Genomic DNA, 13,974 nt, shown 5'->3' with positions numbered 1-13,974 from the left:
GGCTGGCACCACTGCCCACCACCAGGCCGGCCAGGATCGGCAGCATCGGCAATGAACACGGGGCAAACGCCAGCAGCAGGCCCAGGCCAAAGAACACCAGCAGGCTCCAGCCCAGGCTGCGTTGTTGCAGGCCGCTGGCCAGGCTCTGGTCCTGGGCCTCGGCGGTTGCCGCGACGGCCGGGTTGCCGCCCAGGTCCACGGTAATCGATTGCGGTGGGTAGCACAGGCCGGCATCGGCGCAGCCCTGCCAGCCCAGCTTGACCTGGCCGGTGGCGCCGGCGGGGATCTTCACCTCCAGGCCCTGGCGATACACCTCTTGCTCGCCGAAGAATTCGTCGCTGTGGGCCTCGCCTTGCGGCAGCGACGGTTTTTCCGCCAAACCATCAAACTTCATGCGTTGCTTGTAGAGGTAATAACCGTCGGCGATCTGCCAGAACAGCTGAGTCTCGCCACTTTCAAGGCGCTCGGAGGTAAAGGTAAAGGCCTTGGCCACCGGGAGAAAATCGGGTTTGGTCTCGAAAGGGTTGCCAGGCGCGGCCTGGGCGAATCCCGCGAACATTACCAATAAAAAGGTAAACAGATGCCGCATGGTCAAGCCTTAGTTCGATGCAAGTAGGCACACAATGTGTGGCGTTGATTAACCGATGATTAACCAGGCGCTATTCTAAAGTGAAGGCAAGGCCTGAGTGCGGTTCTTTTCACGGCATAATCTGCGCTTAATCCGCGGCACCTTTAATTCCGGCATCTTTCATGAAGGGTTCACCATGCACGTACTGGTCTGTGAAGACGACGAACTGATCGCCAGCGGCATCGTAGCCGGCCTCGGCGCGCAGGGCTTTACGGTCGAGCGCGTGGCGACGGCCGCTGCCGCACGGGCCATGCTCAAGGCGGCCACGTTCGACATCATGGTGCTCGACCTCGGCTTGCCCGATGAAGACGGTCTCAAGCTGCTGCAGCAACAGCGCAGCCAGGGCCTGGAAATCCCGGTGCTGATCCTCACCGCGCGGGACTCGGTGACCAACCGCGTCGACGGCCTGCAAGCCGGTGCCGACGATTACCTGCTCAAGCCTTTCGACCTGCGCGAACTCGCCGCCCGCCTGCAAACCCTGTTGCGGCGCATGGCCGGGCGCAGCGTCAACCTGATCGAACATGGCCGCCTGACCTACGACCCGAGCAGCCGCGAGACATTCCTCGGCGGCCAGCCGGTCGACCTGTCGCGTCGTGAGCAGGCGCTGTTGCAGGCGCTGCTGCACAACAAGGGCCGCGTGCTGTCCAGCGAGCAACTCAAGGACAGCGTCTACGGCTTCGGCGACGAACTGGAAAGCAACGCGCTCAACGTGCATATCCACCACCTGCGGCGCAAATTGGGTAACGGCATCGTTGAAACCGTGCGCGGCCTCGGCTACCGCCTGGGGCCTGCGGATGCCGGCCCGGCAGCTGAGGGAGAGGCGGCTTCGTGAAAAGCCTGCGCCTGCGCCTGACGTTCAAGCTGGGCGCCGCTTTTGTGGTGATCTGGGCCCTGGCGGCGGCCTGGATGCTCAATGATCTGCGCAACCAGATGATGTTCTCCCTCGACCAGCGCCTGGTGGCGTCCGCGCGCATGGTGGCCGGGTTGACCGAACAGATGCCGGGCCTCGCCAGCGTGAGCGGCGGCACGCAGTTGCGTACCGACCAGCTGAATGTACCGGACGGCATGGCCTGCCAGGTCAGCTCGTTGCGCGGGGAAATCCTGGCGCGCAGCCACACCACGCCGGATGAGGGGCTGGAGTCGCGCAAGAGCGGCTTTCGCGACCAGATCATCGATGGCGTGGGTTGGCGCAGTTTCACCCTGTCCCGTGGCGACCTGCTGATCACCACCGCTGACCGCCAGGTGGAGCGCGAGGCGTTGAACCTGTCGATCCTGCTGGCGGCGTCGGTGCCGGTGGGCGTGGCCCTGCTGGGGTGTCTCTGGTTGCTGTGGCTGGGTATCGGTCAGAGCCTGCTGCCCCTCAACCGCATGCGTGATGCGCTGATGCGCCGCAGTGCCGATTCCCTCGAACCGTTGCAGATTCACCCGTTGCCCAGCGAACTCAAGCCGCTGCTCGACACCCAGAACCAATTGTTCCAGCGCATCGCCAAGACCATCGAACGCGAGCGGCGCCTCACCGGTGACGCCGCTCACGAACTGCGCAGCCCGCTGACGGCGATCAAGACCCACCTGCAAGTGGCACGCATGACCGAGGGCGCAGCGCGCGACCAGTCCCTGGCGCACGCCGAGGAGGGCGCCGACCGCCTGCACCGCACCCTGGAGCAACTGCTGTTGCTGGCGCGTGTGGAAGGCAGCCTGTCGTTCGACGATGGCCTGCAATCGAGCGCCGAACACGTCGCGCGTCTGGCGGTACAGGATGCAAATGCCGGCGATAACCGGCGCATTGACTTGATCCTGGCGGATAACCTCAGTGAAACCCCGGTGGAAATGCCGGTAGCCCTGGCGGTTGCCGCGCTGCGCAACCTGTTGGATAACGCCTTGCGCCACACTCCGGGCGACACGCGCGTGGAACTGAGTGTGTTTACCGCCGCCGACAATGTGGTGTTCCGCGTGCGCGACCATGGCAAGCAGATTGCTGCCGAAGACCTGCAATACCTGACCCAACGCTTCTGGCGCAATGGCAGCAGCGAAGGCTGTGGCCTGGGCCTGGCGATTGTGCAGGCGATTGTGCAGCGCTGTTCCTGCTCACTGAAGTTCGACAGCCTGCCGGATGGTTTGCGGGTCGACCTGGGTATGCCCTTGCGTCGTTGATCGTTTTTTTCAGGTGCCAAATAGTTACCGCCCTCGTGAAGTTCAACCCTTCAGGATGGCGGTAATTTTTTTGCGCTTGAACGGGCTGAAAGACTCGGCCTGTATTGAAAAGGACGGTTCTTATGTTGGTTATTGATACAAGTTTCCCGGCCAGGGATTTCAACGAACGTAACGGCGAGCCCGTGGGGCAGGTGATCCTGCATTACACGGCGGCGCCTTTCGCGTCTTCCCTGCGGACCCTGACGCAGAACGGGGTCAGCGCTCATTATCTGTTGCCTGACCCTGACGAGCCTGGCTACCGCGCCGCCGGGTATGACGAATTGCGCGTGTTCCGCCTGGTCAACGAGGACAAGCGTGCTTGGCATGCCGGGGCGAGCCATTGGGGTGGGCGGGACAACCTCAACAGTCGGGCGATCGGTGTTGAGATCGTCAACCAGGCGCGCGATGACGCTGGCGTGTTTACCTTTCCGGCGTACGGCCAGGAGCAGGTGGATGTGTTGATTGCGTTGGTTCGCGACATTCTTGGGCGATACCCGCAGATCGGGCCGGCCGACATTCTGGGGCATTCGGATGTGGCGTACTGGCGCAAGAGTGATCCGGGGCCGCGATTGCCTTGGCAGTGTTTGTTCGAGGCGGGGGTGGGGGCCTGGTTTGATGAGTCGACGCGGGCGATGTACCAGCGGCGGTTTTGTCTCGGGTTGCCGCCGGAGGTTGAAGTGGAGCGGGCGTTTCAGCGGTACGGGTATAAACCGGCGCAGAATCGCCGGGAGTTTGAGCTGAGGACCCGGGCGTTCCAGATGCACTTTCGGGCGCGGGAGTATGGTGGCGTTCTGGATGGGGAGACGTGTGCGATTTTGTATGCGTTGAATGAGCGGTATCGGGGGATTTGATGGTGGGACTTGGTTGGATGCATATCCATTGCTGCGGTAAAGGCGGCCGATGGTTGCGCCATTACCCAAAAAACCGATATGGCCCCAATCAAAGGGACTGTCAGTTTTTTTGTGTGCGGGCCGGTAACGGCCTGCCCTGAGGCAGGCCGTGCTTTTACCAGGTTGGCCTGATAAATCGATCTCCGTACAGAATCGCAAATTGATTCATCGCACTTTTCCAGTCATGGGCCGCCGAGCCCCAGTTTGCAGTGATATTGCGCAGCCCGAGCCAGATCAGTTTGGTTGCCGCATCGTCGGTCGGGAAGTGGCCGCGAGTCTTGATGATCTTTCGTAGCTGAGCGTTGATGCTCTCGATGGCATTGGTGGTGTAGATCACTTTTCGGATTGCTGGCGGGAAGACGAAAAATGGAATAACTCGATCCCAGGCCCTCCGCCAAGCAGCCACTACCGTTGGGTATTGCTTGCCCCAGGGCCCGGTTTCAAAAGCGTCCAGCGCCTGTTCAGCCGCTTCGGCGGTGACCGCCTGGTAGATCGGCTTGAGCGCCTTGGCCAGTTCGCGACGCTTATCCCACGCTGCGTAATCAAGGCTGTTACGGATCAGATGAACAATGCAGGTTTGCAGTGTCGTCGCTGGAAAGACAGCGCCAAGGGCTTCTGGCATGCCTTTGAGTCCATCTGTCACGGCGATCAGTACATCTTCAATACCGCGTGTTTTGAGGTCGTTGAACACCTTCATCCAGAACTTGGCGCCCTCGGTATTTTCGATCCAAATGCCGAGAATATCCCGTGTGCCGTCAGGCAGAACACCCAGTGCCAAGTAGATCGCCTTATTACGCACCAGTCCTTCTTCGCGGATTTTGACCCGCAGGGCATCGAAGAAAATAACCGGATACATCGGCTCCAAGGGCCGCTGTTGCCATGCGCCGATCTCAGCCATGACCTCGTCGGTCACCGAGCTGATGAAATCAGGCGAAACGTCTGTACCGTACTGCTCGCAGAGAAACGCGCGGATCTCTCTGACCGTCATGCCGCGGGCGTACATAGCGATGATCTTGTCATCGAAACCGGTGTAACGGCGTTCGTGCTTGGGGATCAGAATGGGTGAAAAACTGCCGTCCCGGTCACGCGGAATATCCAGCCGGAGCGGCCCATCGCCCGTGAGAACCGTCTTGCCGCTTTTGCCATTACGCTGGTTGGTTTCATCCTCTGGGCGCTGCGCGCCCGGCGGATAGCCCAGGTGATGGCCGAGTTCGGCATTCAAGGCTCGTTCGATCAGAGCCTTCTTGAAAGCCGCTGAGGCGTCTTCGATAGCCTCGGCGGTCATCATGCCGTCAGCAAACTGCTCGAGCAGCTCTTTCGGGATTTTTGGTAGTTCACGCAGCGGTGGTTTCTTTTTGGTTGGCATACATGCACCTCTTGCTCATGGTATGCCCGAACACAAAATTTCTGACACCCCCTAGCAGGGTGTCAGTCAACTTATCTATGGCTGACACACCGCTATCGGGGGCAAGCCCCCTCCCACATAGCTCACGCCCCCTCTGCATTCTGATGCCTGTACTCCAGCAGTTTGCGCCCGTACAATCCCAAGTCATTTCAAGTCCAAGCAACCGACAACGGCCTACCATGCGTACCAGTCAATATTTGCTCGCCACACAGAAAGAAACGCCTTCCGACGCGGTCGTGATCAGCCATCAGTTGATGCTGCGCGCCGGCATGATCCGCAAACTGGCCTCGGGCCTGTACACCTGGCTGCCCATGGGTTTGAAGGTGATGCGCAAGGTCGAAGCCATCGTTCGTGAAGAAATGAACGCCGCCGGCTCTCTGGAAGTGTTGATGCCGAGCACCCAACCGGCTGAGTTGTGGCAGGAATCCGGGCGCTGGGAAGAGTACGGCCCTGAGTTGCTGCGCTTCAAGGACCGTCATGGCCGCGATTTCTGCGCCGGCCCGACCCATGAAGAAGTGATCACCGACCTGATGCGCAACGAGCTGAGCAGCTACAAGCAGCTGCCGCTGAACCTGTATCAGATCCAGACCAAATTCCGTGACGAAATCCGCCCACGCTTCGGCTTGATGCGCGGCCGTGAATTCATCATGAAGGATGCGTATTCGTTCCACGCTGACCAGGCGTCCCTGCAGGTCACCTACGACCGCATGCACCAGGCCTATTGCAACGTGTTCACACGCCTGGGCCTGAAATTCCGCCCGGTTGAAGCGGACAACGGCTCCATCGGCGGCGCCGGCTCCCACGAGTTCCACGTGCTGGCTGAGTCCGGCGAAGACGATATCGTCTTCAGCAACGGTTCCGACTACGCGGCGAACATCGAGAAAGCCGAAGCCGTGCCACGCGAAACCTCGCGCCCGGCCCCGACTGAAGAGCTGCGCCTGGTGGACACGCCAGAGACCAAGACCATCGCGGCCCTGGTGGAAAAATTCAAGCTGCCGATTGAAAAGACCATCAAGACCCTGATCGTGCGCGCCGAGGAAGAAGGCAAGCTGATCGCCCTGGTGATCCGTGGCGACCACGAACTCAACGAAATCAAGGCCGCCCAGCAACCTGGCGTGGCCAGCCCGCTGGTCATGGCCACCGACGCCGAACTGCGCGACGCGATTGGCGCCGGCGCCGGCTCGCTGGGCCCGCTGAACCTGCCTTTGCCGATCATCATCGACCGCTCGGTCGAGCTGATGAGCGACTTCGGTATCGGCGCAAACATCGACGACAAGCACTACTTCGGCGTGAACTGGGAGCGTGACCTGCCGGTTCCGACCGTGGCCGACCTGCGTAACGTGGTGGCTGGCGACCCGAGCCCGGATGGCAAGGGCACCCTGGAAATCAAGCGTGGCATTGAAGTCGGGCACATCTTCCAGCTGGGCAACAAGTACAGCAAGGCGATGAAGTGCGAAGTACTGGGCGAGAACGGCAAGCCGATCACCCTGGACATGGGTTGCTACGGTATTGGCGTATCGCGCGTGGTTGCCGCTGCCATCGAGCAGAACAACGACGAGAAAGGCATCATCTGGAGCGACGCCCTGGCACCGTTCCAGGTGGCCCTGGTACCGCTGCGTTACGAAACCGACCAAGTACGCGAGGCCACTGACAAGCTGTACGCCGAACTGACGGCCGCTGGGTTTGAAGTGCTGCTGGATGACCGGGACAAGAAAACCAGCCCGGGCATCAAGTTCGCCGACATGGAACTGATTGGCATCCCGCACCGGATCGTGGTCAGTGACCGCGGCCTGGCCGATGGCAATCTGGAATACAAGAGCCGGACCGAAGCCGAAGCCCAACCGTTGCCGGTGGCTGACGTGCTGTCTTTCCTTCAGGCGCGTATTCGTCGCTGAAAACCAGATCAAGAGAAGTCATGTTCAAGCGAAACACCAGAGCCCTGGGGGGCGCCGCCTTGTGCGGCGCCCTGCTGGTCAGCGGCTGCGCCAACCAGATGTCGCAACGCAGTGAGCACGAGGAGCGGGTCGAGCGTAAGTTGCTCGACCACAGCCTGCAGATCGATGTAGGCGACCCCAAGGTGCTGGAGCTGCCGCAACGCCGGGTTCGGATTCACGAGCAAAAGACCTTTGAGGTCACCGAATTCGAAGTCACCCGCCGTTACGATCGCTATACCCCCTACCAGCCCTGGCGCAAACTCTACGAGATGCCCTTGGGCGCTGTCGCCCTGGTGGCCGGCGCGGGTGCCAACGTGGCGAATATCTTCGCCCTCGGCAACCTGCCTGCCAGCATGACCCGCGACTGGTTGAGCTACGGCGTGGACGGCATCAACCCGTTCATGAACGTGCAGTCCCACGGCCGTGCGCAACAGAACCTGGCGGGTATCGATGAAGTCCAGCGCGACAAGCGCACAGAGTATTCGAGCCTGCCGTGGAGCGAACGCCCGGTGCAGGTCACCGCCGGCAAGCAGGTGCATGAGCTGACCACCGACCGCAATGGCGTATTACGCTTGAACCTGTTGGACAGCCCATTCGCCGAGCAAGACCTGAACCGCGTCACGACCCTGAAAATCAGCGTAGAAGATGGCCAGGACGACGTGCACTCGGATTCGACTCTGGCGATCAGCAGCAACTTGCGCAGCAAATTGCTGGAAGCCCATGGCTTGATCTATGACGATTTGGAAGACGATGAGGTCAACCAGTGGGTGCACCGGGTCAAGCGCCTGTCGGAGCTGGGCCTGGAAGAAGAAGCCAGCGAACTGGAACAAAGCCTGATCGAACTGACGCGCAATGATCCGGAGTTGCAGCAGGAATTTCTGCAGGCACTGACCAAGGATGCGGGGCGGTTAGTCGCGGACCCAGGCGCCCGCTGAGTTTTCGCAAACACTGTAAATCTGAATGTGGGAGGGGACTTGCCCCCTCCCACATTGGGTTTCGGGTATTTACCAGGAAAATTCGAGTTGCTCGTTGCCGCCACTCAAATCCAGCAACCGCACCCCAATCCCCAGCAACCGCACCGGCTTCCCTCCGCGGTTGAACGCCTGGGTCATCAGCTGTTGATAACTTTCCAGATCCCGCCCTGCCCCGGCCTGCTCCAGCGTGGTCTGGGTAAAGTCGTGAAACTTGACCTTAACGAACGGCTTGCCCGCGCGGTAGCTGCTGTCGATACGCGCCATGCGCCCGGCCAGGGTTTCCATCAGCTCAGGGAGCTTCGCCAGGCAACTTGAGAGATCCGGCAGGTCCACATCGTAGGTATTTTCCACGCTGATCGATTGCCGCCGGCTGTCATTCTGAACCACGCGGTCATCAATCCCACGGGCCAGGCTCCATAGCCGCTCGCCGAAACTGCCGAATTCACGCACCAGCGCCAGCTTGTTCCACTCGCGTAACTGCAGGCAGTCCTCGATGCCCAGGCGCGCCAGCTTGTCGGCTGTCACCTTGCCCACGCCGTGCAACTTGTTCACCGGCAACTGGGAGACGAAGTCTTCGACCTGATCCGGGGTGATGACAAACAGGCCGTTGGGTTTCTTCCAGTCGCTGGCGATCTTGGCCAGGAACTTGTTCGGCGCCACCCCGGCGGACACGGTGATATGCAATTGGTTGGACACGCGGCGGCGAATGTCCTGGGCGATGCGCGTGGCGCTGCCGCCGAAGTGCGAGCAGTCGGAAACGTCCAGGTAGGCCTCGTCCAGCGACAGCGGCTCGATCAAATCGGTGTAGTCGCGAAAGATCGCCTGGATTTCCTTCGAGGCTTCTTTATAGGCATCCATGCGCGGCTTGACGATGGTCAGGTCCGGGCACAGCTTCAACGCGTGACGCGACGACATGGCTGAACGCACGCCATAGGCCCGCGCTTCATAGTTGCACGTGGCGATTACCCCGCGTCGATCCGCCGAGCCACCCACCGCCAGCGGTTTTTGCGCCAGGCTCGGGTCATCGCGCATCTCGATGGCGGCGTAGAAACAGTCACAGTCGACGTGGATGATTTTGCGCTGCGTCATATAAACAGAAGGTTGATTCAACGGACGGCCAGTATCGCATTCACCCCTGTATATAGCACCAGTAGTTTGAATCTTCCGTTTGAGCGGTAGGAAAACCCGCGGATGAATTTATTTTCTCAATCGGATTTGACCTCCCGATAGAGCTGCAACCCTTGGCCAGACTGGCCCCGAGCGCTAAAAGAGCCGCTTATGGAGAGCTAACCGATTGAACCACAAGCGCTTTTCTTCGATTCACGGGTTGACACACTCGCGTTCCTCTGTAGAATGCCGACACACAGACGCGGGATGGAGCAGTCTGGTAGCTCGTCGGGCTCATAACCCGAAGGTCGTCGGTTCAAATCCGGCTCCCGCAACCAAACATCAAAAAAGGCTACTCGAAAGAGTGGCCTTTTTTGTGCGCGTCTGTTTTAGCCTGCGAAAATTGTCAGACAAAAAAGCTATGCCCAACACAGGCTTACCGCGCATGGTTGGCATTCAACGGCTAATTTGCACTTATTTGACCCATGCGCCGATTAACGGTTGACACCCTGCCGTTGCGCTGTAGAATGCCGCCCACAGACGCGGGATGGAGCAGTCTGGTAGCTCGTCGGGCTCATAACCCGAAGGTCGTCGGTTCAAATCCGGCTCCCGCAACCAAACATCAAAAAAGGCTACTCGAAAGAGTGGCCTTTTTTGTATCCGGTGAAAAAGTTCTTCTGAAACAATGGCATGGCATCTTTCATGAAACCGTAAACGGTTTGTAGAGTCCATCTCATTGCAAGCTATGCTCAATGCTCAAGCATTACCCTCTACGACCAATGGCCGCTGTCGCCGCTACCGGCGATACGCGTTAATATTTGTAATTATTTTGTCCATAGGGATTGGTAACTTGGCTGGATACCTCCATCCTGTCGCGCACAATCCACGAGGTGATTGATGCGCGCCAACTCGTCTGAACCACAAGACACCGTTACAGCAGAACAACCGATCGCCCCCACCCGTTTGCGCTGGCTGGATCTGTTGAGCAAATATCGGCAACCGATCGGGTTGGCCGTTACCCTGTTGCTGTTCGCAATCGCCCTGATCGCCTGCCGGCACCTGTTGCTGGAGCTCGACCTCTACGCGCTGCACGACTCGATCCTGGAAGTGCCCAAGCCGGCGTTGCTTGGGGCATTTGCTGCTGCCGTCGCGGGTTTCATCATTCTATTGGGCTATGAGTTTTCCGGCGCGCGCTATGCCGGGGTAAACCTGCCGGCCAAGACCCTGGCCCTCGGCGGCTTTACCGCCTTCGCGATCGGCAATGCGATTGGCTTGTCGATGCTCTCGGGCGGTTCGGTACGCTACCGTTTATATGCACGCCATGGCGTCGGGGCTTCGGAAGTCGCGCACATGACCGTGTTCGCCAGCCTGGCCCTGGGCTGTGCGCTGCCACCGCTGGCGGCATTGGCCACCCTGAGCAACTTGCCGGCGGCCTCGACTTACCTGCATTTATCCCAAGGCTTGCTCGGTGGCGTGGCCGGCGCCGTGCTGCTGTTGTCGGCAGTGCTGTGCATCGGCATCTACCGCCGCCGCTTGCCGGAACAACCCTACCCGGACAACCTGCTGGTCAAAGCCGGCCGTCGCACCCTGCGCCTGCCGGGTCGGCGCCTGACCTTCCTGCAACTGATCATCACCGCACTGGACGTCGCCGCCGCCGCCACCGTCCTTTATATGCTGTTGCCGGAAGCGCCGCCGTTCGGCCCCTTCCTGCTGGTGTACCTGCTGGCCCTGGCCGCTGGCGTGCTCAGCCATGTACCGGGTGGCGTCGGTGTATTCGAAGCCATCCTGCTCGCCGCATTCGCCGACAAGCTGGGCGCCGCGCCACTGGCCGCCGCCCTGCTGCTGTACCGCATGATCTACGTGGTGCTGCCGCTGCTGATCGCCTGTGTGTTTTTGCTGGTCAATGAAGCGCAGCGCCTGTTCCAGACACAACAGAGCCTGCGGGTGGCTTCGGGGCTGGCAGCGCCAGTGCTGGCCGTACTGGTTTTTTTGTCCGGCGTGGTCCTGCTGTTTTCCGGCGCCACGCCAGAAATCGACTCACGCCTGGAAAACATCGGCTTCCTGATTCCCCACCGCCTGATTGACGCGTCGCACTTTGGTGCCAGCCTGATCGGCGTGCTGTGCCTGCTGCTGGCCCAGGGCCTGCGTCGCCGTTTGTCCGCAGCCTGGATGCTGACCATGGTGCTGCTGCTGACCGGCGCCCTGCTCTCCTTGCTCAAAGGCTTCGACTGGGAAGAAGCCAGCCTGATGACCATGACCGCCGTGCTGCTGGCGATCTTCCGGCGCTCGTTCTACCGTGCCAGCCGCCTGACCGAGCTGCCGTTCTCGCCGCTGTACCTGGTGGCCAGTGTCTGCGTGCTGGGTGCTTCGATCTGGCTGCTGCTGTTTGCCTACCAGGATGTGCCGTACAGCCACCAACTGTGGTGGCAGTTCACCCTCGACGCCAACGCCCCGCGTGGCCTGCGTTCGCTGTTGGGAGCGGCCGTACTGCTGGTGATCGTGTCGTTGACCTGGCTGCTGCGCACGGCGCGCCCGGTGATCCACCTGCCTACACCTGACGAACTGGAACGCGCCACCAAGATCCTGATGGCGTCCTCGCAACCCGACGGTGGCCTGGCGCTGACCGGCGACAAGGCGCTGCTGTTCCACCCCAACGACGAGGCGTTCCTGATGTACGCCCGTCGCGGCCGCAGCCTGGTGGCCTTGTACGACCCGATTGGCCCGACCCAACCGCGCGCCGAAATGATCTGGCAGTTCCGTGACCTGTGCGACATCCATCACGCCCGCCCGGTGTTCTACCAGGTACGCGCCGAGAACCTGCCGTACTACATGGACATCGGCCTGACCGCGATCAAGCTGGGCGAAGAAGCCCGTGTCGACCTGAAACGCTTTGACCTGGAAGCCAAGGGCAAAGAGATGAAGGACCTGCGCTACACCTGGAACCGTGGCACCCGGGACGGCCTGTCCCTGGAGATCCATGAGCCGGGCCAGGCGCCGATGGATGAATTAAAAGTCATCTCCGATGCCTGGCTGACGGGTAAGAATGTGCGGGAAAAGGGCTTTTCCCTGGGACGTTTCAGCGACGACTACCTCAAGCACTTTCGCATCGCGATCATTCGCTTCGAAGGGCGCCCGGTAGCCTTCGCCAACTTGCTCGAGACCTACAACCACGACCTGGCCAGTCTCGACCTGATGCGCGCCCATCCCGACGCGCCCAAGCTGACCATGGAGTTCATGATGGTCGGCCTGATTCAACATTATAAGAGTCATGGCTACGCCCGCTTCAGCCTCGGCATGGTGCCGTTGTCGGGCCTGCAACCGCGACGTGGCGCGCCGCTGACCCAACGCCTGGGCTCGATGGTGTTCCGCCGTGGCGAGCAACTGTATAACTTCCAAGGTTTGCGCCGCTTCAAAGACAAGTTCCAGCCTGACTGGGAACCCCGTTACATGGCCGTGCCCGCGGGACTTGATCCGCTGGTGGCACTGGCCGATACCGCCGCCCTGATCGCGGGTGGCTTGACTGGATTGGTGAAACGCTAATGATTCGACGCTCCTGGCGGTATGTATTGGCCTTAGTAGTGCTGCTCGCGCTGATCGCGGCGGGCGGCTTTTGGTACTGGAACCGCCCTGCCCCGCAGCCAACCCTGGAACAACTGCCCCAGGCCGACGGTTCGGTGATGACCCGTGTAACGCCCAACGGCTCGGCAAAAGCCCACGTGGCCGTGGCCGTGATGGCCGATGAAACCCTGACCGACAGCCAGCTGATTGCTTTGAGCCAAGGCGGCAAGGCGCAGATCGTCCAGGTGATCCTGCCCAAGGATGACTGCAAGTTGCAGGAACAAGCGCTGCAAAGCGCCCTGGGCCAGCTTAATGGACCGGCGACCCTGGTCAGCGGCATCGGCCCTGGCGCAGCACTCGCCTGGCGCTGGCTGGCCGCACAAAACGACGACAAGGCCAACGCCATCTCCGTCGGTTTCGCCCTGGTCCAGGAAGGTTGCAAGGACCCGCTGCCGAAGACCGCCGCCCACGGCAACTGGCTGGTGGCGTGGAACGACAACCCTGACGACGAGAGCGCCAGTTTCGTACGCGATACACCGCGTGCAACCACCAGCATCAGCGACTACGACATTCACTACCCGCAAGTGCTGAACAACGAACTGCGCAAGCAATTGGTCGGTTCGGACAACGGCGGCCTGGCGATCCCTGTGGTGGAAGTACCGGCCGGCCAGGCCAAGGACACGGTCACCCTGTTCCTTTCCGGTGACGGCGGCTGGCGTGACCTGGACCGCGACGTGGCCGGCGAGATGGCCAAGATCGGCTACCCGGTGGTCGGCATCGACACCTTACGCTACTACTGGCAGCACAAGACCCCGGAACAAAGCGCCAAAGACCTCACCGAACTGATGCAGCACTACCGCCAGAAGTGGGGCACCAAGCGCTTCGTGCTGACCGGTTACTCGTTCGGCGCCGACGTGCTGCCGGCGATCTACAACCGCATGCCGGAAAACGAACAGCAACGGGTCGACGCGATCATCCTGCTGGCATTCGCGCGCACCGGCAGCTTTGAAATCGAAGTGGAAGGCTGGCTGGGCAATGCCGGCAAAGAGGCGGCCACCGGCCCGGAAATGGCCAAGCTGCCGGCTGACAAGGTGGTGTGCATCTACGGTGCCGAAGAAGTCGACGAGAGTGGCTGTACCGACAAAACAGCCGTGGGCGAGGCGTTGAAGCTGCCTGGCGGGCATCACTTCGATGAGAACTACCCGGCGCTGGCGCAGCGGCTGGTGGATATCATCGTGAAGCATCAGGCCAAGGATAAAACCGAGTAACTCCGGCCATCCGCAATACC

At 60.8% G+C, this 13,974-nt stretch carries 10 protein-coding genes and 2 tRNA genes; 9 read left to right on the top strand and 3 right to left on the bottom strand.

The window, feature by feature from the left end:
* The coding region (locus WBR57_RS12405) for a protein-disulfide reductase DsbD domain-containing protein (protein WP_424084077.1) at nt 1–589 on the bottom strand (589 nt) is incomplete at its 3' end.
* A gap of 175 nt (nt 590–764) precedes the next feature.
* Between WBR57_RS12405 and WBR57_RS12400 the strand changes: the two genes are divergently transcribed.
* The 3 genes from WBR57_RS12400 (at nt 765) to WBR57_RS12390 (ending at nt 3,669) form a co-directional block, all read left to right on the top strand.
* Entirely contained in the window at nt 765–1,460 is a 696-nt protein-coding gene (locus WBR57_RS12400) for a response regulator (RefSeq protein ID WP_424084076.1), read from the top strand.
* On the top strand, nt 1,457–2,779 hold the full coding sequence (locus WBR57_RS12395) for an ATP-binding protein (protein ID WP_424084075.1): 1,323 nt from the start codon (nt 1,457–1,459) through the stop codon (nt 2,777–2,779). The genes WBR57_RS12400 and WBR57_RS12395 overlap by 4 nt, the downstream gene beginning before the upstream one ends.
* Before the next feature lie 122 nt (nt 2,780–2,901).
* A complete protein-coding gene (locus tag WBR57_RS12390) occupies nt 2,902–3,669 on the top strand; it encodes an N-acetylmuramoyl-L-alanine amidase (protein WP_424084074.1) in 768 nt (255 codons plus the stop codon).
* 154 nt (nt 3,670–3,823) lie between these two features.
* Here the strand turns inward: WBR57_RS12390 and WBR57_RS12385 are convergent, their stop codons facing one another.
* The gene (locus WBR57_RS12385) at nt 3,824–5,074 is read right to left on the bottom strand and encodes an IS256 family transposase (protein WP_424084073.1); all 1,251 of its coding nucleotides are present in this window, start codon (nt 5,072–5,074) and stop codon (nt 3,824–3,826) included.
* A 218-nt stretch (nt 5,075–5,292) separates the two neighbouring features.
* On the opposite strand from WBR57_RS12385, the gene WBR57_RS12380 reads away from it, so the two are divergent.
* Together WBR57_RS12380 and WBR57_RS12375 are read left to right on the top strand one after the other, a co-directional pair.
* Nucleotides 5,293–7,008: a proline--tRNA ligase gene (locus WBR57_RS12380; RefSeq protein ID WP_424084072.1), complete on the top strand. Its 1,716-nt coding sequence runs from the start codon at nt 5,293–5,295 to the stop codon at nt 7,006–7,008.
* A gap of 20 nt (nt 7,009–7,028) precedes the next feature.
* Nucleotides 7,029–7,982, top strand: coding sequence for a hypothetical protein (locus tag WBR57_RS12375; RefSeq protein ID WP_424084071.1), 954 nt, complete (start codon nt 7,029–7,031; stop codon nt 7,980–7,982).
* 69 nt (nt 7,983–8,051) lie between these two features.
* Here WBR57_RS12375 and dinB read toward each other — a convergent pair whose 3' ends face one another.
* Nucleotides 8,052–9,110 (bottom strand): DNA polymerase IV, encoded by a 1,059-nt coding sequence (gene dinB, locus WBR57_RS12370; RefSeq protein ID WP_424084070.1) that lies wholly within the window; start codon nt 9,108–9,110, stop codon nt 8,052–8,054.
* 279 nt (nt 9,111–9,389) lie between these two features.
* Between dinB and WBR57_RS12365 the strand changes: the two genes are divergently transcribed.
* The 4 genes from WBR57_RS12365 (at nt 9,390) to WBR57_RS12350 (ending at nt 13,954) form a co-directional block, all read left to right on the top strand.
* A tRNA-Met gene (locus tag WBR57_RS12365) sits at nt 9,390–9,466 on the top strand.
* 203 nt (nt 9,467–9,669) lie between these two features.
* Nucleotides 9,670–9,746: transfer RNA gene (locus WBR57_RS12360), tRNA-Met, on the top strand.
* Nucleotides 9,747–10,025: 279 nt separating this feature from the next.
* Nucleotides 10,026–12,668: a bifunctional lysylphosphatidylglycerol flippase/synthetase MprF gene (mprF, locus tag WBR57_RS12355; protein WP_424084069.1), complete on the top strand. Its 2,643-nt coding sequence runs from the start codon at nt 10,026–10,028 to the stop codon at nt 12,666–12,668.
* Nucleotides 12,668–13,954 (top strand): virulence factor family protein, encoded by a 1,287-nt coding sequence (locus WBR57_RS12350; protein WP_424084068.1) that lies wholly within the window; start codon nt 12,668–12,670, stop codon nt 13,952–13,954. Before mprF ends, WBR57_RS12350 begins: the two co-directional genes overlap by 1 nt.
* The last annotated feature ends 20 nt before the right edge of the window (nt 13,955–13,974 follow it).

It is taken from the genome of Pseudomonas sp., assembly GCF_049590575.1.
Lineage (GTDB): Bacteria > Pseudomonadota > Gammaproteobacteria > Pseudomonadales > Pseudomonadaceae > Aquipseudomonas.
This window is presented reverse-complemented; position numbering and strand designations above follow the sequence as displayed.